General features: G+C 35.4%; 17 protein-coding genes, 2 pseudogenes and 2 other annotated features. Of the genes and pseudogenes, 17 read left to right on the top strand and 2 right to left on the bottom strand.

Going from position 1 to position 23,465, the window contains the following annotated elements; translation table 11 throughout:
* Window positions 1-80 precede the first annotated feature (80 nt).
* From D5F11_RS24835 to proS, 12 genes are all read left to right on the top strand, one after another.
* The gene (locus D5F11_RS24835) at window positions 81-302 is read left to right on the top strand and encodes a GNAT family N-acetyltransferase (protein ID WP_120119266.1); all 222 of its coding nucleotides are present in this window, start codon (window positions 81-83) and stop codon (window positions 300-302) included.
* Between the two features lie 194 nt (window positions 303-496).
* On the top strand, window positions 497-736 hold the full coding sequence (locus tag D5F11_RS24840; RefSeq protein ID WP_120119265.1) for a hypothetical protein: 240 nt from the start codon (window positions 497-499) through the stop codon (window positions 734-736).
* Window positions 737-1,083: 347 nt separating this feature from the next.
* Window positions 1,084-1,959 (top strand): putative RNA methyltransferase, encoded by an 876-nt coding sequence (locus D5F11_RS24845; RefSeq protein ID WP_120119267.1) that lies wholly within the window; start codon window positions 1,084-1,086, stop codon window positions 1,957-1,959.
* Window positions 1,960-3,070: 1,111 nt separating this feature from the next.
* Window positions 3,071-8,137, top strand: coding sequence for an SdrD B-like domain-containing protein (locus tag D5F11_RS24850; protein WP_126646684.1), 5,067 nt, complete (start codon window positions 3,071-3,073; stop codon window positions 8,135-8,137).
* 21 nt (window positions 8,138-8,158) lie between these two features.
* Complete coding sequence (locus D5F11_RS24855) at window positions 8,159-8,737, top strand: class D sortase (protein ID WP_244862042.1); 579 nt, start codon at window positions 8,159-8,161, stop codon at window positions 8,735-8,737.
* Window positions 8,738-8,883: 146 nt separating this feature from the next.
* On the top strand, window positions 8,884-10,035 hold the full coding sequence (locus D5F11_RS24860; protein ID WP_126646685.1) for a response regulator: 1,152 nt from the start codon (window positions 8,884-8,886) through the stop codon (window positions 10,033-10,035).
* A gap of 116 nt (window positions 10,036-10,151) precedes the next feature.
* Window positions 10,152-10,382, top strand: coding sequence for a hypothetical protein (locus D5F11_RS27650; RefSeq protein ID WP_244862043.1), 231 nt, complete (start codon window positions 10,152-10,154; stop codon window positions 10,380-10,382).
* 36 nt (window positions 10,383-10,418) lie between these two features.
* Window positions 10,419-10,709 carry a sortase domain-containing protein gene (locus tag D5F11_RS27875; protein WP_280519778.1) on the top strand — a complete coding sequence of 97 codons (291 nt, stop codon included), beginning with the start codon at window positions 10,419-10,421 and terminating at the stop codon, window positions 10,707-10,709.
* A 176-nt stretch (window positions 10,710-10,885) separates the two neighbouring features.
* Window positions 10,886-12,022, top strand: a complete 1,137-nt coding sequence (locus tag D5F11_RS24870; RefSeq protein ID WP_120119261.1) for a response regulator — start codon at window positions 10,886-10,888, stop codon at window positions 12,020-12,022.
* Between the two features lie 741 nt (window positions 12,023-12,763).
* On the top strand, window positions 12,764-12,916 hold the full coding sequence (locus tag D5F11_RS27080) for a hypothetical protein (protein WP_185830904.1): 153 nt from the start codon (window positions 12,764-12,766) through the stop codon (window positions 12,914-12,916).
* 434 nt (window positions 12,917-13,350) lie between these two features.
* Window positions 13,351-15,264, top strand: coding sequence for an acyltransferase family protein (locus tag D5F11_RS24875; RefSeq protein ID WP_120119260.1), 1,914 nt, complete (start codon window positions 13,351-13,353; stop codon window positions 15,262-15,264).
* Window positions 15,265-15,475: 211 nt separating this feature from the next.
* Window positions 15,476-15,686, top strand: a binding site (T-box leader).
* A gap of 62 nt (window positions 15,687-15,748) precedes the next feature.
* The gene (gene proS / locus D5F11_RS24880; RefSeq protein WP_120119259.1) at window positions 15,749-17,185 is read left to right on the top strand and encodes a proline--tRNA ligase; all 1,437 of its coding nucleotides are present in this window, start codon (window positions 15,749-15,751) and stop codon (window positions 17,183-17,185) included.
* Window positions 17,186-17,623: 438 nt separating this feature from the next.
* Here proS and D5F11_RS24885 read toward each other — a convergent pair whose 3' ends face one another.
* Entirely contained in the window at window positions 17,624-18,166 is a 543-nt protein-coding gene (locus D5F11_RS24885; RefSeq protein WP_120119258.1) for a nucleoside/nucleotide kinase family protein, read from the bottom strand.
* A 277-nt stretch (window positions 18,167-18,443) separates the two neighbouring features.
* Here D5F11_RS24885 and D5F11_RS28295 point away from each other — a divergent pair.
* From D5F11_RS28295 to D5F11_RS24895, 3 genes and pseudogenes are all read left to right on the top strand, one after another.
* Window positions 18,444-18,515: pseudogene (locus tag D5F11_RS28295) on the top strand (hypothetical protein); the annotation flags it as partial.
* Between the two features lie 28 nt (window positions 18,516-18,543).
* Window positions 18,544-18,858: a hypothetical protein gene (locus tag D5F11_RS24890; RefSeq protein WP_245998320.1), complete on the top strand. Its 315-nt coding sequence runs from the start codon at window positions 18,544-18,546 to the stop codon at window positions 18,856-18,858.
* A 140-nt stretch (window positions 18,859-18,998) separates the two neighbouring features.
* Window positions 18,999-19,487, top strand: coding sequence for a MepB family protein (locus D5F11_RS24895; RefSeq protein WP_120119257.1), 489 nt, complete (start codon window positions 18,999-19,001; stop codon window positions 19,485-19,487).
* A 258-nt stretch (window positions 19,488-19,745) separates the two neighbouring features.
* On the opposite strand, the pseudogene D5F11_RS28300 reads toward D5F11_RS24895, so the two are convergent.
* Window positions 19,746-20,138, bottom strand: a pseudogene (locus D5F11_RS28300) (IS4 family transposase); the annotation flags it as partial.
* Between the two features lie 396 nt (window positions 20,139-20,534).
* Here D5F11_RS28300 and D5F11_RS24905 point away from each other — a divergent pair.
* Together D5F11_RS24905 and D5F11_RS24910 are read left to right on the top strand one after the other, a co-directional pair.
* Window positions 20,535-21,176 carry a TetR/AcrR family transcriptional regulator gene (locus D5F11_RS24905; protein ID WP_120119256.1) on the top strand — a complete coding sequence of 214 codons (642 nt, stop codon included), beginning with the start codon at window positions 20,535-20,537 and terminating at the stop codon, window positions 21,174-21,176.
* 142 nt (window positions 21,177-21,318) lie between these two features.
* The gene (locus D5F11_RS24910) at window positions 21,319-22,728 is read left to right on the top strand and encodes an alpha/beta hydrolase family protein (RefSeq protein WP_120119255.1); all 1,410 of its coding nucleotides are present in this window, start codon (window positions 21,319-21,321) and stop codon (window positions 22,726-22,728) included.
* Window positions 22,729-22,908: 180 nt separating this feature from the next.
* Window positions 22,909-23,147 (top strand) — a binding site (T-box leader).
* The last annotated feature ends 318 nt before the right edge of the window (window positions 23,148-23,465 follow it).

Here is a 23,465-nt window from a genome sequence, read left to right on the forward strand (position 1 = left end):
GGGGATAGCCTAATCAAAACTTTCGGTTACGAAGGTGTTCTTAGGAATCTCTCACTTCAAACAGACCATAAGGATGTTAAGTGGGAGTAGTTCAAATTGCTGAATTTAATAACACAATCATAGGGAAGGTTCATTTGGAAGTACGTGATGGTATAGGTGGAATTTACGGGTTGGGAGTTCTTCCAGAATATAGAAGGAAGGGGTATGGCAGGGAGATATTAATAAAATCGGTGCAGCTGCTAAAGGCAAAGCAAGTGAATGAAGTAATGCTGCAAGTTTCTGTAGAAACAAGAGTGCTTTGAACCTCTATAAATCCTGTGGTTTTGAAGAGGCTTCAATGATAGACTATTACAAACTAAGCAAAGAGACCAATAGTTTACCTTAATGGGGATAGTTAGATTAAGCAGGAAATTTCAATAATCGGGTGCTTTTCTTTAATAGAGAAAGCGTCTTTTTTCTAAGGGGGGCGAAAGTCTGACATTATTGGAGTGGTATAATGACAAGATATTATATTGCGGTCACGTATGATGTCTGTGGGCACAATAATTTATATGAAGAAATGAGCGAGTATGCTTTAGATTCCTCTGCTGACATGGATAAGCAAATAAAGGAATTTGCCAAAATAGACTTTGCTCCTTTAATAAAAGTTTATCATTCTGTTACGAGTGACTTTAAAGAATTAAAATTGTACAAAGAATATGAATTTAAGGAATATGAATGTGGTTGTAATCAGTAGTATTATATTTCATTATTATTCAATTATTAGGGCCATATTGTAGAAAAACGAAGTGTCATTTCGAACCAGTATTACATTGAAACAATCATACAAGTTATATTGAAAGTTAAATATACACTTGCAACGAGAAGTTAATCATGCTAATGTGTTTACTGATTAGATTCCTATGGACCTACTCAAAGGAGTTATTTTCATTATTATTCAATTCATTCGTTATAGATAGTAACAGGTATAGACTATTTCCAGATCCGATTCATATTTTTTTAAAAAATATGATGAAGGTTTATTTGTCTATGACTATTTCATTTATCTAAAAATGAATGAATGAGGTGGCTTCTTTGGTTAAAGTGAATAAAAGAATGAAGAGTGCGGAGCATTTAAGTAATTTTGAATCTATTTTTAAGTGTCCTATTTGTAATTCATCAATGAAGGTTTTTAAACTAAAAAGTTTAATCTGCTCAAACAACCATACGTTTGATTTTACAAAGCAAGGATATATCAACTTGACGACTCACCTGGTAAAAACTAAGTACAGCAAGGATCTTTTCGAAGCACGAAGAAAACTTATTGCAGAGAATGGTTTTTTTAAACCACTAAGTCAAGCAATTGCTGAAATCATAAATAAACATGCTTTTAAAAAAGGAACAATATCTTTAATTGATATGGGATGTGGAGAGGGTTCACATCTATCCAATATTAGTGAAATTGTTAGTTCTGATTATAATAAAATAACTACAGGAGTAGGAATTGATCTCTCTAAAGAAGGCGTATTGATAGCCGCTAAGAACTACACCAATAAGATTTGGGCTGTTGCTGACCTTGCCAATACACCATTTAAGGATAAGCAATTTGATGTTATATTGAACATCTTGTCACCTTCAAATTATGCAGAATTTAACAGATTGTTAAAAGCTGATGGTTTAGTAGTTAAAGTTGTTTCCCAAAGTGGCTACTTAAAGGAATTAAGAGAAGTTATATTCGATGAACCTGTAAAACAATCTTATTCTAATGTTGATACTTTTGAACGATTTAATGAGAATTTTCAATTGGTAGATAGTTCAAGACTATGTTATACTGTGACACTTGATAATCCAGCAATTCAAACGCTGGTTCAAATGACTCCTTTATCATGGGCAACCACGGAGGGACAAGTTAAGTCATTCTTAAAAGCGAATTCAGCTCAAATAACCGTCGATTTGGAAATATTAATTGGTAAGAAATAATAAAATTTTGGGAAGGGGGCAGTCCTTACAGCAGGGACTGCCTTTATGACTTTATACAACAAACGGGCGCACCACTAAAAGAGTGCGCTTCTTTGTATATAAAAAAGTAAAATACGTTCCAAAGAGAAAGAAATAAGTTTTACTTATAAGAACTAAGGGTGGAGGTTTTGTGGAATGACTGCAGGATATGCCCCTGAAGTCTTTTTTTGTACTGTGATGGAGAAGAAAAAAGCTGAAGGCATATAACACAAAAATTATTACATTCCGTACAAGGGAACAATGGGAACAAGAAAAAGGAGAAGGTTTTGGAAAGGATGGCAAGATTGGATCGAGTAGGAAATAGATAATGCAGAATAAATCAAATGCGCCTTGGCGTATTTGCGCCCAGATTTTATCGAGCTCCGCTCGATAAATTTCCTCTGAAAATCTGTGGCATCCGCCGGAGGCTTTGACTTTATTCAGCCGGGGTTCGAACCCCTACTGAATGGAATACCAATATGCATTCATCTCACCACTTATAGAAGCGGGAGATTTCTGCTGAATGAAGTTAAATAAAGATGATGAAATGAAAGACACCCCGAAAAAGAAAAACTAATCGGAGTGTCTTTTTTAACTCATGTACTTTCATTTTACACATTTTTTACGCATTGAAATGACAAAACCCTATTACAACGGGAGGTAATTGACAACTATTAATGTCAGTCGAGAGGAATCATTCCCTTCAGATAACTTTTTCATCGCTTCATAAAGGGAAGCTTATAATCATGGGATTCACTCTATCAAATTTGGTAATAACGGAATGTGTTTTTTTGAGAAAAAAACCACACTGTTGAAAAAAGTAACAAAAGTGTCAAAAATGCAATTGGAAAATACATTTAATATATCAAAACCCCAATATCTCAATTTTGGTATCGGATACATTTAGACCTATTATTTAATCTTTATTCATAGAAGTATGTAAAACAGTTGCCAGTGCAGAAATTGTATAGTTCTCCCCCCTATACTTGCATTTGTTTATATTTACCATTAAAAATAAATTTTTTAGACGAAAGGAGGAGGTTTCCTTAACTTAATAATTCGTCGGACTTCTATTTGAAAATGATGAAAACTTGTGTCATGGAAAAAATGGTTATTGTTTAGAGAGGGTTATGTTAAATTGAGGAAAAAAATAAGCCTTATTACTCTGATGTTTGTCCTAGTCTCTCAAACTATTTTTAGTGGGCTAGGTTTATCTAATGTTGTAATGGCTAAAGAATTAGAGCGAAGTATGTTAAAAAATGTATATTTGACTGATGAAAATGGTACGGTCATTGATCATGATAGTAATCCAGATCAACTACCAAGTTTAGAAACCACTGTGAAGGTGAACTATGATTGGTCTTTAGAAGGTTTGGATGTAAGTGAAGGAGATACTTACTCGTTTACACTGCCTTCAGAACTGAAAGTGCAAAATGAGCAAACAGGTAAATTAGTCGGGGCGGAAAATGTAGAAGTAGGTGCTTTCCAAGTTAATACGGACGGAGTCGTATCAGCAACTTTTAATGAAAAAGCAGTCGATGCTAGCGGTACACTTACTATTCAAGCGATGTTCAATAAAGGCATCACAAAAGATAGTGAAGAAGTCTCGATTCCATTTGAGCTAAATGAAAAGACACATATTATTAATGTTGTCTTTCGCTCTGGTTCTGATGTAGCGAAAACAAATCCTAGCGAACAATTAAATGATAATGTCCAGTCATCTAACGATGAGATGGTAATTGAAAAGGATGAAAAATCAAGAGATAAGAAAGTCACAGAAAAAACAGTGACAAAATGGAAAATCGAGAAGAAAGTATTAGAAGCATATTACGACGGAAATACGACTTATGAGATGGCGTTTAGACATGACCCACAAGGTATTGAGGAGTCCGAATGGGTTGACTTAGAAGAAGTTACTTTCTTTGACAAGCTTCCAGAGGGTGCTGAATTTGTTAGTGCTACCTTTGGTGGATCGTATAATCCTGATACGCACACTGTTACTTGGGTGAATCCAGGTGGGATTAAGAAGGATCATGCAAACTTTAAGCCGGATAATCCACGAAGATTCATCGTTGTTGTGAAGTACCCGAATGCTACTGAAGCAACGAAGGTAACGAGTAAAGCGAGTGCTGAGTATAAGCCCTCTGGAGCCACAGATTCTATTACGGTAAATGATGAAGTGACTCACGGTTTTACAAAAAAAACTGATGATCCACATCCAGAAGAAGGTGTTGTACTGGATGGCAGCGTAACAAAAGAAAATCCCTTGTCTGGAGAAAATTTTTCTTACTTAATTGATTACAGTCTTTCATCCTTAACAGGCAGCTTTTCGAACGGTAAAATGGTCGTACAATTGCCACCTGAACTTGAATTTGACCCACCACACGTTCAGCTGACGAGTCATTTTAAAAATTATGTGTACGACAAAGAAAAACATCAAATTATCTTTAATCTTCAGGACAATATAGATGCTGGTTCAACAGGACAATTGCGGATTAACAACCTTAAATTTCCTAATTATACCACACCAAATGGTACAGAAGCTGCCATTAAAACTGAATTTATAAGTGATGAAGCTTCAGGGAAAGCTGAAGATGTGATAGTTTCTACGAAAGCTAAAGCTAATTGGGAGTTAACGAAGAAAAAAATAAAACCGCATCCTGAGCCTATGCCTAATACCAATGTAGTGTACGAGATTGTTTTCCGCAATACGAAAGGCGACGGGAACGAAAATGGATCTTTACAGCTTGAAGACGCCATGATCGTGGATCAACTTCCGGAAGGAGCAGAATATGTATCATCCTCTCCAGAGGGAGTCTATGATACTAAAAAACATACTGTTACTTGGACTCCGTCTCTAAAAACGGATGCTAACTATCAAAGTTTCCAAGTTACAGTAAAATATCCTGAGGCGACTAAAGAAACAAAGGTCACTAATACGGTGACTGGAAAGTATACACCTATCGGGGAAAATTCAGTAGGTTTGGAAGCTGAGGCAGAACACGGCTTTGTTGAAAAACCGAGTGATTGGGGCGCTTGGCTCTGGAAATCTGTCAATAGCTCTCAACGAGAAATCTCTCCGGGTCAAGAGGTAACCTTTTACGTTGGTGGGATCACCAATGCAGCGAATGATCCACTTAAAAATGCTGAGCTAGTGGATATGACACCGAAAGGATTAGAGTTAAAAAGAATTTATACCCCAAAATTCTCAGGAATCGATGAGTACAAAGTTTATACAACGACAACGAAAGATCCTGTTAATTGGGTCGAATGGGAAACGGTCTCTGCAAAGGAAAACAAGTCGTTGGAATTGCCGGATAATGTAGCAGGCATTCGTATAGTTTTTGGTGATATACCAGTTTCCTTTGAAATGCATGGAGCTTTTTCTGTTGTTTATAAGTTAGCTGAAGATTATCAAATAGAATTACCCGAAGATAAGCCTTACGAAACAATTACGAACACAGGAACGCTAACCTACACCTTCGATGGTAAAGAAAAGAAGGTAGAAGATAGTGCAGATGTACACGTCGTAAACGACCGACCACTTTTAAAAGTACAAAAGTGGGCTAATGATTATAACTTTAAGACGGAAGATGCGGTAACATACACGCTTCGAGTTGATAATCATTATCTTAGTAGCGACAACTTTAACAACCCTGTTGTAGAAGATTTATTGCCTGAAGGATTAGAGTATGTTGAAGGAAGCTGGACATTTGGCGGCGATGTAAACGAATTGAAAGCTCCGAAATTCGAAGTCATTCAGAACTATAAAGATACAGGCCGTACGATGGTGAAATGGTATTGGGATAAGGAGCATCCTGGAAGTCTCCCAATAGACAAATATTTTTTCATAAAATTTAAGGCGAAAATTAAAGAAGATGCACTGAAGGAAGATTCAGAAGGTACGATTGAAAATCGTGTTGCAGTTAGTTCAGATGCACACGGATATGTTAATGATGCAAATTTCAAAAACCAAAAACAACATGAAGATGGCGAATGGTTCATTTTTGCTGATACAAAAATTAATGTCAGCTCTTCTATTAACCTAGAATCAGTCAAGTGGGTTAAGGGTGAATTGGACGAAGGGTGGTCGAGACACCCTGAAGTCGGAAAGACAACCCCTGGTGGAAAAGTAGATTACAAGTTAGTGGTCAAAAACAGTGGAACCATCTCAATGAAAGAAATTGCCATTGTCGATGTCCTGCCACGAATTGATGATGAGGGAGTATTAGTTAAAAACCATCGTGAAAGTGAATGGAGTCCTGTTCTATCTGGTGCTGTTTCGGTTCCGGACGGTGTCAAAGTATTGTACAGTACAGATGATCATGTGAAAATGGACCCACGAACTGGTAAAGATAACGGTTCTTGGGATGCACAACCACTTCAAGATTTAACTACTGTAAAAGCATTAAAATTCGTCTTCAATAACGAGTTAAAGCCTGGTCAATCAATTGACCTCACTTGGTCAATGAGAGCGCCTGTCGGTGCACCAACAACTGGCGAAGTAGCTTGGAACTCTTTCGCCTTCAGTGCTAATCGAGCAGATACAGGGAAAGCCGTGCTTCCAGCTGAACCAATTAAAGTTGGAGTGAAAATTCAACCAAGTGAAAAAGCTGAACTTGGTGATTACGTTTGGTTTGATGAAAATGGAGACGGAATTCAAAATGAAGATCCTAAAAGCGGTGTTAACGGAGTTAGGGTTGACCTATTGGATAAGGATGGAAACATAATTTCTACAACAATCACTGGTGACGATCATAAAGGTAATCCAGGGTACTACTTGTTCCCGAATTTGGAACCAGGTGACTATTATGTTCAGTTCCATTTGCCGGAGGGTTACGAATTTACGAAATATAAAAAAGGGAACGATAGTGCTGCTGATTCTGATGCCGACCCAAATAATGACGGGAAAACGGAAATCATTAAACTTAAAGCTGGTGATAAGAATCACACAATTGATGCTGGCTTGGTGAAAAAAGTTATACACGGTGATTTCACCGCAGAAAAACTTGTCAACAAGAAAGAAGCTAAACCAGGCGATGAGCTAGATTACACAATTAAAGTTACAAACACAGTAAAAGGTAGCGTACTGAAAGATATTACAGTGGAAGACGCACTTCCAGAAGGTTTAACTTTAGTGAAAGATTCCATTAAGCTAAATGGTGAGAAGGTAGCTGCGGAAACAGACGGTAATAAATTTACAGTTACAATACTAGAACTGAAAGGGGAAGAAACAGCTTCCGTTATTTTTACAGCAACAGTAGACAATGAAGCTTATGGTGAGATTACAAACGTTGCGGTCATAACTGATCCAACGGATCCGGAAAAACCTAAAAAGCCGGAAGTCCCGGTGGAAGTAACCCCAGATGGTGACTTTACTGCTGAAAAACTCGTCAACAAGAAAGAAGCCAAACCAGACGATAAGTTAGATTACACGATTAAAGTTACAAACACAGTAAAAGGTAGCGTACTGAAAGATATTACAGTGGAAGACGCACTTCCAGAAGGTTTAACTTTAGTGAAAGATTCCATTAAGCTAAATGGCGAGAAGGCAGCTGCGGAAATAGACGGTAATAAATTTACAGTTACAATACCAGAACTGAAAGGGGAAGAAACAGCTTCCGTTATTTTTACAGCAACAGTAGACAAGGAAGCCTGTGGTGAGATTAAGAACGTTGCGGTCGTAACAGATCCAACGAATCCGGAAAACCCTGAAAAACCAGAAGTACCAGTCACTATTGTTCCGGAAAAGCCTTGTGAACCAGGCAAACCGGGTGAACCAGGCAATCCAGGCAATCCAGGCAATCCAGGTGAGCCAGGCAAACCAGGTGAACCAGGTGAACCAGGCAAACCAGGCAAACCAGGCGAACCGGGTGAGCCAGGCAAACCAGGTGAACCTGGCGAACCAGGTGAACCTGGCGAACCAGGCAAACCGGGTGAACCAGGCAAACCAGGTGAACCTGGCGAACCAGGCAAACCGGGTAAACCTGGCAAACCAAGTGAACCAAACAAAACAAGTACATCTAGTGATTCAGGCAAGCTCATGAGCAAACTTCCGAAAACAGGTGAAGAATTGTTATTGTACATGACTGTTTTGGGAATAGCACTACTGTTAATTGGTGGTGGATTGCTGTTCTGGAGAAAAAGAAACTCTGAATAAAAAATGGAGGGGGAGGCGTCTGTGAAAAATATAAAATCATTTTTGGGTCTTATATTTTTATTTGCTGGACTGATTCTTATCTCCATTCCACTTTATCATGATTGGCAGCAGGCACAGGAATTGAGGGCTTTGGAAGAAGCCCTCTCCTTGCTATCTGAGGGATCATCCGATTCTAATCATTCATCTTTTACGGAGGAACGGCTTAAAACTGTACTGGAACTAGAGATCCCCTCCATCGATTTAAAGCAAAAAGTGTTGAACGAAACAACAGAAGAAAATTTAAACATCGCTTTGACACAATTAAAAAAAGATCAAACCCCCGGTAAAGGGAATTTTGCAATAGCCGGACATAGAGGTTACCGCGGTGATCGTCATTTCCGTAATCTACCGAATGTTCAATATGGTGAAAAAGTCTACTTACACTCAAAAGATGAAACATATGTTTATAAGGTGACAGCTTCAAAGATTATCCAGCCGACAGAAGTAGAGGTAATAGATGATAAGAAAGACAAAAATGAAATAACGATGATTACTTGTACAATTGACGGATCGGAAAGAATCGCTGTCAAAGGGGAATTGATTGAAACAATTAAGAAATAAAAAAATCTACTTTAGTCCTATCTCTGTGATAGGGATTTTATAAGTTGTATTATTTTCAATACCATGAACTATCTTTGTTTAGACAATACCTTAATTAAAGGTAATCATGGTGCGTTGTAAAAGGGGTAATTAAATTGAGGGCAATATTGATCGATAAAGAATTATTAATGCTTGAACTACTAGGTGAAATGTTGGATGAAATCGAAGAGGTACAAGTTATTGGGAAATTCATCAATCCTCATCAAGGATTGGTAGAAATCATTAGGACGCAACCTGATGCCGTCTTTCTTGATATTGAAATGTCTGAGATTAGTGGCCTGAATTTAGCTGAAGAAATAAAAAAAACATTTCCAGATATGAATATTGTTTTTGTTACAGCATTTGAGCAAGATGCTGTTCGCACATTTAAGCTTCAGGCAGCTTATTATCTTGTAAAACCTTATCGCGCAGAAGAGCTCATAGAAACTATAAGTTGCTTGCTATCAAGAATGGGGAGTAAGAAAACAACATTGGCCCGTCAGATGGTATGTTGTTTTAAAAAATTACATTTTAAATACTATGGAAAGAATTCAGAGGTGATAGATGTAAAATGGAGAACATCCAAATCAAAAGCACTGTTCGCGTTTCTCATCCACCACCGCGATCAATTTATACCTAAAGATATGTTGCTGGAATATTTTTGGCCGGATGTAGACATTAAAGATGGATATTCAAATCTTTATTCTACGATTTATCAAATCAGAAAAACGTTGAAATCGATTGGATTCAATATCACAATAATCAGCTCTGAAAGTAGTTACAGGCTGGAACTAAATGATGTGTTACTGGATGTTGAAGAGTGGAAAAAAGGGAGAGAAGAATTTCCTTTTGTCACTGAAGATACCTTATCAAAACATAAAGAAATATGTAATTTGTATAATGGTGACTATCTGGAGGAAGAAAGTTATTTATGGGCAGAGAGTAAAAAGAACGAAATGAGGATTCAATGGTTACATTATTTAAAGAGGGTTGCGAAATTTTATATTTCTTCAAAAAATTACTCAGAAGCAATCATTCTGTATATGCAGATACAAGAGGCACTGCCCTACAAAGAAGAAAGTTATTTTGTATTAATGCAGCTATATGATGCATTTGGAGACCGCTATTCGGTTGAAGAGCAGTACAGCCTTTTAAAGAATATGTTGCATAAAGAGTATTGTGCGGAGCCAAATGAAATGGTTCAAACATGGTACCAAACATGGAAAAGCAGTCGGGCAAGGGAACAATATAAAGTGGAGGAGTTCGCCCATTTAAAATAGCAATATAAATGATCGTTTATCTGCAGATCCTGAGGAAGGTAAACCAAGCAAACCAGGCAATCTGATCAACAAGCTTCCGCAAACAGGTGAATAATTGTTGCTGTACATAGGCACTAGTGAAAAATATCTTTTTGGTCTTGTTTTTTGCTTGGGGACTGACCCTTATCTCCATTCCACTTTACCATGAGTGGCAGCAAGTAAAAGAATTGAGGGCTTTGGAAGAAGCCCTCTCCTTGCTGTTTGAGGGATCAGCTGATTTTGAAAATTCATCTTTCACCGAAGGTCAACTTAAAGATGTGTTAGAATTGGAAATTCCTTCTAGAATTAAAACAAAAAGTGTTGAATGAAACAACAGAAGAAAACTTAAACATAGCGTTGACACAATTAAAAAAAGATCAAACTCCCGGTGTAGGAAATTTTGCAATAGCCGGTCATATCGAGGTAATCGCCATTTCCGTAATTTGCCTGATGTTTCTGCAGGTAAAAAAGTTTACTTGCATGAAAAAATAGAACATGTATATAGGGTCACAGGATCTATGGGCATTCAACCAACAGAAGTGGAAATTATAGATGATAGAAAAGATAAAAATGAAATTACCATGATTACTTGTACAGTTGATGGATCAGAAAGAATTGCTGTACAAGGCAAATTGATTAATACGATCAGGAAATAAAACAAAAATTGCTTACTGATCCAATCTCAAAAAAGTTATTTATGATCGGATTTTTTACATACACTTATTTTCAAAAAAATGTTTTATAAGCATAGACTGAAGCTAAATATTGGTAGATTTAGAGATTCAAAGTTATCTAAGGTGTATTGTGAAAATATAAAAAAGGAGTATCTTAATTGAAGGCAGTATTAATTGATGACGAATTTTTAGTACTTGATCTCTTGGAGAAAAAGTTGCTAAAAATCAAGGAAGTTGAAGTTTTGGGAAAATATACTAACCCGTTTCAAGGGTTGGAGGAAGTTATAAAAAGTCAACCGGATGTTGTTTTTCTTGATATTGAAATGCCTGAAATCAGCGGGATAGACTTGGCTAAAGGAATAAAAAAAGCATTTCCAGATATCAAAATTGTTTTTATTACAGCCTGTGAGCGGTATGCTGTTCAGGCATTTGATCAATATGGATACGATTATATGTTGAAACCATTTGACGATGAAAGAATCATTAAAACAATAAGCCGTCTTTCAATAAATATGATCAAAGGGACAACACCTGCCTGTCCGATGGTATGTTGTTTTCAAAAGTTAAATTTTAAATACTATGGCAAGAATACTGAGGAAATCGATGTACATTGGAGAACATCTAAAACTCGCGAATTGTTCGCATTTTTAATCCAAAATCGCAGGAATTTCGTACAAAAAGATGTTTTATTGAAACATTTTTGGCCGGATGTAGAGGTAAAAGAAGGATATTCACAACTTTACTCAACCATTTACCAAATCCGAAGATTGTTAAAATCAATTGGTTTCAATATCGCAATTATCAGCTCTGAAAATAGCTATAAGCTGGAGTTAAACAATGTATTACTGGACGTAGATGAGTTGGAAAAAGGGATAGAAGGATTACCATTAGTCATGCAAGATACTATTTCAAAACATCAAGAAATTATTGAACTGTATAAAGGAGATTATTTTGAGGAAGATGGTTTTTGGTGGACAGAACAAGAAAAGACTCGGTTACAGAGTATATGGCAAAAGCAATTAAAAAGGATAGCGGATTTTTACATTTTTTCAGAGAATTACTCAGAAGCAATTATTCAATATTTAAAGATACAAAAGGTTCTTCCATCTAATGATGAAAGCTACTTCATATTAATGCAGTTATATAACGAATTTGGTGATCGTTATTCAGTTAAAGAGCAATATACTCAGTTAAAGAAAATGTTATTAGAAGAATATAGTACTGAACCTGATGAAACAATTCAAAAATGGTATCAAACATGGGAAGAAAAGGTAAAAAATAGTAATACACCTTAATCAGAAAAGCATTTGATTTTTAATTTTAGTTGAATAGCAACGTCATTGAATATTGAAAGATTAAAGGGGAATTTTCTAGTTTTATTATAGCGTTAATTTCTAAAAAAACTAAATCTATTTTTTGTTGATCTGCTATATCGTATATGTATCTCGTATCTTGTGTCGAACATAATTACAGGGGATTACTGGAAAATGGATTGTATTTTTAATCCATATATCCATAAATTCTTTTTGGTCTTAGGTGTACGGATATTTTAATTTATAGGGCCTATTTCAAAGTAAATGTAATGATCGCCTTTAGCTGTCTACTGAAAAGCTGGGGCTTAAAGATTCTATTTTATCGTGTGTTTCGACCCGATAATCAAACAGAAAAATCCTATAGAAATTTTTACTGATTATGTTATCAACATCAACTAAAGTAACCCCAAAATTTAACAGTGTCTCAAATTGCACCCCTTTTCTTCATTATTATATAGCGGAGAGAAGATTTTTCTGTTTTATCAGTTCTTTATTCAGGTTAGCTATATTCAAAATTAGTTAAGCCATATATGTGTATCACATAATTGGAAGAACAAAAGCTAAGGATAAAAAATCAATATTTTGAGTATTAAAGGTTAGTAACAGAGAATGGATTTGATATATCGGCAGTATTATTAAGTTAGTAAGTTTATGTATAGGTGAAAAATATACAATTAATTTAACTTCATTCAGCAGAAATCTCCCACTCCTATAAGTGGTGAGATGAATGCCTATTGGTATTCCATTCAGTGGGGGTTCAAACCCCGGCTGAATAAAGTTAAAGCCTCCGGCGGATGCCACAGATTTTCAGAGGAAATTTATCGAGCGGAGCTCGATAAAACCTGGGCGCAAATACGCCAAGGCGCATTTGATTAGATAAAAATATGGATGACATCCTCTTTAAACTGTAGGATCAAACATCTACTACAGTACTTAGAAGAAAAAAGTTTGTAGCTTTTTTACATAAAACATTCATTTTTACTTACGCAAACAAAGCTAAGAAAGGAGAATAATTCTGGACGATTATAATAAAATTCCTCCTATCTATTTATATTCGTAACGGGGATTACATCTATTTTTAGCTTTTAAATAAAAAGACGGTTAAGAAAATCAAAGTTTGCCTTCAAAAATAATTTACCACTAACTAGGAATTTATATTTTATTTTTTAATGAAACTAATCATTAGGTAGTAACGTCTATTAGCGAGACTGTTTCTAAAAATGAATTAGAAGAGACGGCGCGGACATCACTAAGAATTTTAAAAACATAAACAACCATGAGAAGTTATACAGATTATGGAGGAATTTACTATGTTAGGCAAGACACCAAATCACCGCTATATCCCTGGATTAGATGGACTTAGAGCTTTAGCAGTACTATCTGTCATAGCTTACCATTTTAATTTTAGTTGGGCTAGAGGAGGATTCCTCGGGGTTGATATCTTTTTTGTTTTATCGGGTTACTTAATAACATCTACCATTTTAACAGTAAAAGGAGATCGGTTAACAATAGGATTACGTCAATTTTGGATTGGGCGGATTCGCCGCCTATTTCCAGCTGCCTATGTAATGATTATAGCTACATTTGTTTGGGCGATGTTATTTAACTCGGAGCTTCTTAACACCCTTCGCGGAGATGCAATATCTGCCATTTTTTATACAAGCAATTGGTGGTTCATTTTTCATAAAATCTCATATTTTGATAGTTTTGGTTCTACGTCACCTTTGAAGAATTTATGGTCGCTAGCGATTGAGGAACAATTTTATATCATTTTGCCCATTATGTTGGCATTTGGACTATATGTTTTTAAACAGAAAAGCAAGTTTTCAATACTCATCTTGATTGGGACATTATGTTCAGCATTGTTAATGGGTGTGCTGTATCAGCCAGGTACTGATCCTAGTCGTGTCTATTATGGAACAGATACCCGCTCATTTGAACTACTTATTGGTTGTCTTCTAGCTCTTCTTTGGCCTATGAAAAGACTTACGTCCAAAAAGCTTACTACTGAGCATATGAATATACTAAATATAACAAGTATGATCGCTTTTAACATCTTAATACTTTGCGTTATTTTTGTTGATGAATATCAAGTTTTTTTATACAGAGGCGGGATGTTCCTGTTTTGTATAAATGCAGCTATCCTGATAGCTTGTGTTTGTCACCCGGCGAGCTTTTTAGGGAAAATACTCTCTTGGAAACCGCTTCGCTTCATTGGTTCAAGATCTTACGGAATCTATCTTTGGCATTATCCTATTATCGTGTTAGGTACCCCTGTTCATGAAATAGGGAATCCAGCATACTGGCGTGTTGGTTTACAACTAGTCATTATATTGATCATTGCGGAATTATCCTATCGTTATATTGAAACACCGATTAGAAAACATGGATTCCGATCATTCTTTCGCCAGTATTCTACAATTAATACTTTAAAGTGGAGAAGCTTTTCTTTAGGTAGAAAAACATTATCTGTGCTTATTCCTCTAGTCTTTCTACTGTTTATTACTGGTATCACTGGTATGGTAAAAGGTGAAGAACAAAAAGATTCAAAGGGGTCATATCCAACTAAAGTAAAAATAAATGGTGAAGAGCAGTCTTCCAGAAGTAACGGTTCAGTTACGAATCAGGAAAGGGAAAGCATTGCATTAGAAAAAAATCCTTCCGATCGAGATAATGAAGAAGAATTTAAACAAACAGGCCAAAAAGAGAAAAATGATACAAGTGTTACACCTGCAAATAAATCTTATACAGGAATACTGGCCATTGGAGATTCTGTTATGATAGATATTGCTTCAAGATTACATATAATAGATCCTAATATTACAATTGATGCAAAAGTTGGAAGACAAGTTTCACAAGCCGTCAAATTAGCACCTAGTTATGCAGAGTTTAATCACCCAGATAAAGCAGTCATTATTCAGCTGGGGGCAAATGGTTATTTTACTAATAATCAAATTGACACATTGCTTGATGCTTTCTCAAATTCCCATATTTATTTAGTAAATACACGTGTACCACGCTCATGGGAAAGTAATGTGAATAATGCGTTTTATAAAAAAGCCCAAGAAAAAGATAATGTTACATTGGTTGATTGGTACTCTGAAGCTATTGAGCACCCAGAGTATTTTGCCGTGGACGGTGTACATTTAGAAGCAAAAGGGGTTGATGCATTAACTGATCTCATCAACCAATCAATAATTAATCAAACTCGTAATGCTGAATGAGATATAGCCAATCTATTTGGTGAAGGGGGTTGTTCTCATATCCGTGATCACTAGCTTTTCTACCAAGCTGTCCTCGATTGTATTTTTCGTTGTGATCGTGTAGCTGTTGGTGGAGAAAACACCGGAGATCCAGACTAAGAAGTGTTAGATTATGTTATATGTGTTAAGGTATTGAATTACATTTAGCAAATTGATATTATCATATCTAAATATGTAATCAATGATGTGATCAAGTAAATAAGGATTGTGAAACAGAAAATATAGCCTTGGCTGAAAGCTATATCACCTCTTCTTATTGAACCCTACCACGGAGATGTTAGTTAACCGAGTCGTTTCGTTACAAACGTTTAGAGGACATAATATTTTTTATTAATGTCGAACTAAGGTGGTACCACGTCTATAAGCGTAAAGACGTCCTTATTTTGGACTCTTTATGCTTTTTTTATATTATTAAGTTATTTTATTTTCTCAGGAGGAAAAGAAGATGTCTCAAAACACAAGCAATTTTTCAAAATGGTATATTGATACTGTTCAAAAAGCTGATTTAATCGATTACACCCCAGTTCGTGGTTGTATTGCATTTAAACCAGATGGCTATGAAATATGGGAACATATTCAAGAAGAGATGGATAAGCGGTTTAAAGAAACCGGTCACCGCAATGCATACTTCCCAATGTTAATTCCGGAGTCATTCTTCCAAAAGGAAAAGGATCATATTGAAGGATTCTCACCAGAACTTCCTTGGATAACAGAAGCTGCAGGAGAGAAATTAGAAGAACGTTTAGCACTGCGTCCAACTTCAGAAACAATGATTGGACATTTGTATTCAAACTGGATTAAAAGTTATCGAGATCTTCCAGTTTTAATTAATCAATGGGCAAATGTATTCCGTTGGGAAAAGAAAACTCTTCCATTCATCCGTACTTCTGAATTTTTATGGCAAGAAGGTCATACTGCTCATGTGGATGAAGAAGATGCGCGTAAGGAAACAATGCAAATGTTAACTATTTATAAAGAAGTAGTAGAAGGATTACTTGCGATTCCAGTTTATGATGGACAAAAGACACCATCAGAACGTTTTGCAGGTGCGATTGATACATTCTCCATTGAAGCAATGATGAAAGATGGAAAAGCCGTACAAGCAGGCACGTCACACTATTTAGGTACAAAATTTTCGGAAGCATTTAATATTAAATATTTAAATAAAGAAAATAAACACGCATATGTCCATACAACGTCTTGGGGTACGTCCACACGTTTAATTGGTTCTGTGATTATGGTTCATGGCGATGAAAAAGGTCTTGTCTTACCACCAAAAATAGCACCAACTCAAGTTGTTTTGATTCCAGTTGGTCCATGGAAAAAGAACCATGCAATTTTGGAAAAATTAGATGAGATCTTTGTAGCTTTAAAAGCTAAAGGAATTCGCGTCCGTCTTGATGATTCAGATCAATCAGCAGGTTATAAGTATAATGAATGGGAGTTAAAAGGTGTACCTATACGTATTGAACTTGGTCCACGTGATTTAGAAAATAATCAAGGTTTAATAAAAGCCCGTGATGTAGACGAGAAAGTTTCCATACCTTTAGAATCTATAGTTGAAAGCATTAAAAAAGAACTTGAAACAATGCAAACTCGTCTATTAGAAAAAGCAAAAGTTTTCCGTGCGAAGAATTCGCACACTCATATCGATACAATGGAACAGTTAAAACAACATCTGGCAGAATCCGAACAAAATGGAACAATACCTGGTTGGATATTAGCTGGTTGGTGCGGAGACGATGCTTGTGAAGAAAATGTAAAAGAAAAAACAAAATTCACAACACGAAACATTCCATTTAACCCTCCGACAACAAAGCACACATGCCTTAATTGTGGTAAAGAAGCTAAACATACGGTTTGGTTTGCTCGTGCTTATTAAACTGTTGTTGTGAAACATTACACTTAAACCGCCGGGTGCGTTGGTTGATCTGGATGCAAACCTCTAGGATCCATTTTGATCAATTTTTTTTCAAAATGGATTCTTCTATTTACCATAAAGTAGGGGGGGATAGTAAGATTTTTGATCAAACTTTATTTCAAAGCTACACTAATTGCGTTTAAATCGCTTTTAGCAACACCTTTGGTTTTGTCTTGCATTTTAAAACTTCATAGTAGAGCTTCCTCCTGTAATTTGAGTGTTAGAGTGTATCTATTCTCATCTTACTGAGGAGATCTATTTTATCAAAGCCCAAATTTAACGATCTACAGGAATGCTAAACTGCTCCGTATGCATAATAAATTCAACAAAAAGAAAGTTAATCCTTCTTCGATTAACGCACCCAATAGTATAATAACTATACACCCTATGTAATCAGACTTATCGATTTGAAATTACCTCGTATATTTTATCTCCAATTTTAGATATTGATAATGTTCCATCCACAATGATGTCCGAATTCGGTTTAATTGTCTTTAGCATTTCAAGATAGCCGCGTCTTCCTTGTGAAATGTAGTTTTCCATTTCAATCAAAATACTTTCGTTAGAACTATTTTTAAAATCTCTTATTACTCTACGTGCCATTGCAATATCCAATGGGGTATCAATAAACACAGTTAAGTCAATCAATTTACTTGTTTTAGAGTGTTTATAAGCAAACGGAAAGTCAAGCACAATGAAGTCTAAAGGTTCAGAGAGTAATCCCATTATATCTATAATTAACGGAGCCAAGTTCCATTCGTCATAATTAGCTCCCTTATCAACCCAATGAATAATGTCATTAGGACCATCAAAATCATAGTCATCAAAAAATAGTGATTTAGAATTATGTAATCTTTCATTTAAATGTTTTGCAATTGTTGTTTTCCCTCCACCAGAGACACCAGCAATGGCAACAACAAATGGTAGGTTTCCTTCATTCATAACATTCGCCTCTCTTTTCAAACGGTCTTCTTTTGCAAGTCTGCTTCGTTAGTTTGAGTACATTTTTTACAATTTCCATAGTAATATTAACATAAATATCAACAAGAAATTATCTCAACCCTAGAAATCTATAGAGGAGAGGTGAGAGAGATGATTTCAATCAAACTTTATTACAAATTATCAATCTTTATTTTAAATAATCGAACTTTGCTTTAAATGACCAATCTTTTTTTCAAATCTACACCTTATCGTAAATCTGATAATACAAGAATTGTTGATGAGAGGTTATCTATACCAATTATGGAAGCAAAAATATAATGTAATCGTGGCAACCATTTTAACTACTATTTTATTTACAGCGATGCACGGTGGTACATTTGAAGCAGGTATTATCCCAGTGCTTAAATGTTGTTTCAATGAGTATAGTTGTAACATTACTATTAGAATTCACAGGTACAATAGTAGCACCAATAATTGCTCACTTCATTTGGTATACAATTGGAGAGATTATTCTTGGTGGTGTTTCTTTGGCAAGTGATTATCCAACTCTCTTAAAAAGTACGTTTCAAGGAAATCCATTAATATCAGGAGGCATCTATAAAATTGAAGGCAGTATTATCGTCTTACTTGTTAATTTAATTCTAATTACATACTTGTTCATATTAAATAAAAGAATGTCTAGCTCAAAATAATATGAATTGTGGCTCTGAAATAAAGTCACGATGTTTGTAAAAAAGATAAGAAGAAAGTAGTTTAATAGATGGAGTGAAATTATTTCTTTGTGTAAAAATGGCAGGAAAAAATGATGGATGTATAGGAGAGAGGGGTTAAAATGAAATCTGAAAGTTTGATCAGAGATATTATGAACGAGGTTGGAAGTGTAGAGAACTTTGATCTAAAACGAGAGGTCCAAAATAGTGAATATGAAGGCTTACTTATAATAATAAATAAACACGTTTACAGAAGTAGACTTGCTAAGTTAACTCCTAAAAAGAAGGGATATTTTGTTGCATTTTGGGAGAAAGATACTAAGGGAATCAATCAAGCCTATAGCTATGAGAATTCACCAGAGAAATTAATCGTATCCGTCATAGATAACGAAAGGCGGGGGCAATTTATTTTTCCTAAAAAAGTGCTTCATAAATATGGAATATTGAAAAGTTCCAAGCAGAAGGGGAAAATGGCGATTAGAGTTTATCCGAGTTGGGTAACTGAATTGAATACAAATGCTGCTAGGACTCAAACATGGCAAGTAGAATATTTTATTGATTTATCAAATGATTTCGAAGTTGAAAAATTAAAGAAATTGTATTTTTTATAATCAACCGAGAATACTCGCGACTTCAGTCATGAGAGGTTCAAAATAAACGATATTGAGAGTTATTACCAAACTCGCAATTGAGGGATTTCTTTAACGGTTCGCTTACCGAGATTATCAATCTTTTTTTAAAAATGCACATGCAGAGAAAAATACTCTCCTCCATTTTGATCAATCTTTGTTCAAAATGGAGTTTTTGTATTTGGTGTTAAATTAGGAATGAAGGGAACTTTTTAATCAATTTATATTCCAAAGCTACACAAAACAACGCGCTAGTAACTCGACAGATTTACTACGATTACGATCATACGAAGAACTATCTAACACTAAGACCTTCGGTCGGTCATGATGAGAGTTTTGTTACTGTACCTATCGTGTGGGCACTAAGATAAAGTAAAAATTTCCGCCATGCAAAATCAAGAAACGATAGACAGCGTCCTTAGCAGGAAAATCGCAGATTTTTTACTTTCAAGCGTTTGAAACCAGTTCTTGTTTTCAAAGATGGAGCAAAAAATCAATTGAAAATGATAACCACAAGAAAAGCCGAAAGACTTTGTAATACCTGCTTTTCTTAGATGTTCTAGCACCTGTAATTCTTTAAATGTGGATGTTAGTTTATTTGGTAGTTGCTTATTTTCCATTATTCGATATCATATAGGAGGCAACTCCACTGTTTGGATATTGTGATTCTAGTCAAATCAACTATACCAAACGATGAGGTGTTTTTTCATGCATTTATTGAGGTCAATCACCATATTTCAACAGCCCCGAACTTTACAGCCATTTAAACTCATTCCATTATTCTAGGTGCGAAAGTTGAGTTAATTACTACAGAACTAACGGGAGTGTTAATCCAGGAGGGAATTGCCACATCCCTTATGATTAATAATAAGAAAGTCCTTTTAAACTAATTGCTGAATATTCAACTTCAACCCCTGAAAATAAACCAATAATTATTTGTTGAATAATAAAATAGCATCTTGTTGACAAATAAGATAGTTTCATTTAACATCTTAGATACATTCGAATGTATGTATAGGGAGATATGAAATGGCCAGAAATAAATATCCAGAAATTACAAGAAAGCGAATTATTGAATCGGCTGTTAAATTGTTCACCCTGAATGGTTGGGACAATGTAACGATTCAAGAAATTGTAGATGATGTAGGGGACATTACTCGAGGTGCTTTCTATCATCATTTCAAAACACGCGCAGATATTATTGATGCCATCACGAAAGAAATGTTGATGGAAAATAATTATTTTAATGAAATTCCTGATTTAGAGAATTTAAATGCGTTAGATCGTTTAAGACAAGGAATTTCCTTTTCAATTTTGCAAAGTCTAAAAGAAGAAAATCTATCAACAATTCCTCTGAAAATGAATTCTGCTGAGTTTGTTTTTAGTCGCATCACAGAAGGTATTCAGGTTGTTGCACCAGGAATTCAAAAAATTATTGCGGAAGGTAATCAAGACGGTTCGATACAAATTGCTTATCCAAAGCAAGCCGCCGAAACCTTTACGATGCTTTTTGATATTTGGATGAATCCAGAAATATTTCGTATAGGTCGAGATGAATTCATTCAAAAAATTGAGCATATTCGTTTGATGTTTGAAGGGATTGGAATGCCAATTGTAAATGAAGAATTAAAAGAGGTTTTTTTGAATTTGTTCGATAAAGTTCAAGAATAGTAAGCTACTCCATGTAGTTTATTATTTTGTTTACATACATACATTCGTATGTATGTATGTTGGGTGTTTCTTCTATTTATAAATTGAATAAAAAAATTTACAAAAACACATACATTCGTATGTATGTGAAATGGAGAAAAATATGAAAAGTTTAGAAGTCATTTTTGTAGCTGTGTTGGTACTATCGAGCATTTTATTAGTTTTCAGACAACGTGGTCTAACAAAAAATAATTTAATCATTTTAGCAATCGATTATGTATTTTTATTTGCAACAATCATTGCAATCGGTGCAAACTGGCGCATGATACCTGCTTATATCGTAACACTCGTTTTAACATTGCAAGTTTTTGTGAAGCCTAAAAACACAATTGTTTCGAAAAAATTAGGTGTGAAAATTTTAAAAGGTGCAGGGATTGGTGTAACTGCTATTGCAATGTTTACATTACCAAGTCTTTTTCCAATCATGACATTCCCTGAGCCGACAGGAGAGTATACAGTAGGGACTCAAACATTTCATTTAATTGATAAAAAGCGAAAAGAACTTGTTGTGCCGAATAGTCAGGTGAATAGGGAGTTAATGGTACAGGTTTATTATCCTGCTGAAAAAGGGACAGGGAAACGTTCTCCTTACTTTGAAAATATAGATGCACTAACTGAACAATTATCAGCCACACAGGGCTTTCCACATATTGCAACTACACACTTAGGATTGACTGAAACACATTCTTATAAAGATGCAACACCGGTAAAAGTAAAAGAAAAATTCCCACTTCTTTTATTTGCACATGGGATGAGTTTATATGGTCGCCAGAATACATTTCAACTAGAGGAATTGGCAAGTCATGGTTATGTTGTAGTAGCACTTAACTTTACAGGGGATGCGGCAACAACTGTTTTCCCAGATGGAGACCGTGTTGATTTTACACCGATTGAAAATACGATTACATTCTTAAACAAGCGTATCAAGCTTTGGGAGCAGGATACTTCTTTTGTTTTGGGTGAAGTAATTAAAGGAGATTTTGATAAGAATTTCAAACCAATTGAGGAATTAATTGATTATGACAAAATCGGTATGTTAGGTCACTCTTTTGGCGGTGCGACTTCTGCACAAATGTTAGTGAAGGATGACCGAATTAAAGCAGCAATTGATATGGATGGAGGACTGTATGGAGATGCTATGCCGAAAAATGGTCCTGGAAAGCCATTCATGTTGATGAATGCTGAGGCATCAATTAACTTTATGAAGGAAGCACATGGTCAAGAACCGGGAAATCGTGATGAATTATTTGAAGAATCCTATTTAAGAAATAAAACTGTTGAAAAGCCTGGTGTTTACACAACTATCATTCCAAAAACGAATCATGGCAGCTTTACGGATTTAGCAGCAGTTACACCGATCATTAATGAATCAGGGGCAGATGTGAATACGATTTATAAACTGATCAATGAAATGGCGCTTGGTTTCTTTGATAAAAATTTAAAAGGGACCAATGAAAATAAATTAGAAGAAATTCAGAAGAAATATCCTGAAATTAACTTAACTAAGCACTAAAAAGAAGGCTGTTGATGAGCACAAACACTCGTCAGTAACCTTTTTCTTAGAGATTTCCGAAAAATACGATACAACGTTGATCTGGCATTTACATGGGATATTTCAATCCTACAATTTTAATCTCACGAACAATTTAACATCTTTTTTTGTGTTTATTACAATAACCACCAATAAAAGCATACAAATTTGTTGATGAGAAAAAGTAACGTTTCGCCTTGATCTACAGAGAGCTGACATTTTGGTGCAAGTCAGTGTTCGAGCGTCACGTGAAAATCCTCTCTAAGAAGGTAAGCTGGCTCTTATAGTGAGTCTAACCGGGCGTCTACCGTTACAAGGAACACGTGTGATTGTACGGTGCTAAGAGTTATTGATCGGATCAATAGAATTAGGGTGGTATCGCGGTTAACCCCGTCCCTTTACTTAGGACGGGGTTTTTTGTATGTTTTTACACATTTTAGTATAGGAAAAGTCGACCGTCCCTCTTGTCTTCGATACTCAACTTACATGTTCTACCAAATGGGCGCATCACCTTTGACTAAGGCTTGTCCTTTTAGCAAATTTGATGGACAATTTTGTTCGGAGTAATGTGATAAATAAATTTTTAATACAACGTTAGTGTTTAAGTTTAGGTCTTTAAGCTAGAAAAATAGCACCCATATACAGGATGCTATTTTATATTAGTTGTTTAGCGTACAATGTCAAATACTTTTTTCAAGTTTTTGGGTAACCCAAACACA

The sequence above is a fragment of the Siminovitchia terrae genome (assembly GCF_003605405.2).
Classification (GTDB): Bacteria; Bacillota; Bacilli; order Bacillales; family Bacillaceae_C; genus Siminovitchia; species Siminovitchia terrae.

Excerpts from the sequence above, each read along its gene's own strand:
- D5F11_RS24840 (WP_120119265.1), top strand. The coding sequence starts at position 497 with ATGACAAGATATTATATTGCGGTCACGTATGATGTCTGTGGGCACAAT.
- D5F11_RS27080 (WP_185830904.1), top strand. The coding sequence starts at position 12,764 with ATGAATGCCTATTGGTATTCCATTCAGTGGGGGTTCAAACCCCGGCTG.
- D5F11_RS24875 (WP_120119260.1), top strand. The coding sequence starts at position 13,351 with ATGTTAGGCAAGACACCAAATCACCGCTATATCCCTGGATTAGATGGA.
- proS (WP_120119259.1), top strand. The coding sequence starts at position 15,749 with ATGTCTCAAAACACAAGCAATTTTTCAAAATGGTATATTGATACTGTT.
- D5F11_RS24885 (WP_120119258.1), bottom strand. The coding sequence starts at position 18,166 with ATGAATGAAGGAAACCTACCATTTGTTGTTGCCATTGCTGGTGTCTCT.
- D5F11_RS24895 (WP_120119257.1), top strand. The coding sequence starts at position 18,999 with ATGAAATCTGAAAGTTTGATCAGAGATATTATGAACGAGGTTGGAAGT.
- D5F11_RS24905 (WP_120119256.1), top strand. The coding sequence starts at position 20,535 with ATGGCCAGAAATAAATATCCAGAAATTACAAGAAAGCGAATTATTGAA.
- D5F11_RS24910 (WP_120119255.1), top strand. The coding sequence starts at position 21,319 with ATGAAAAGTTTAGAAGTCATTTTTGTAGCTGTGTTGGTACTATCGAGC.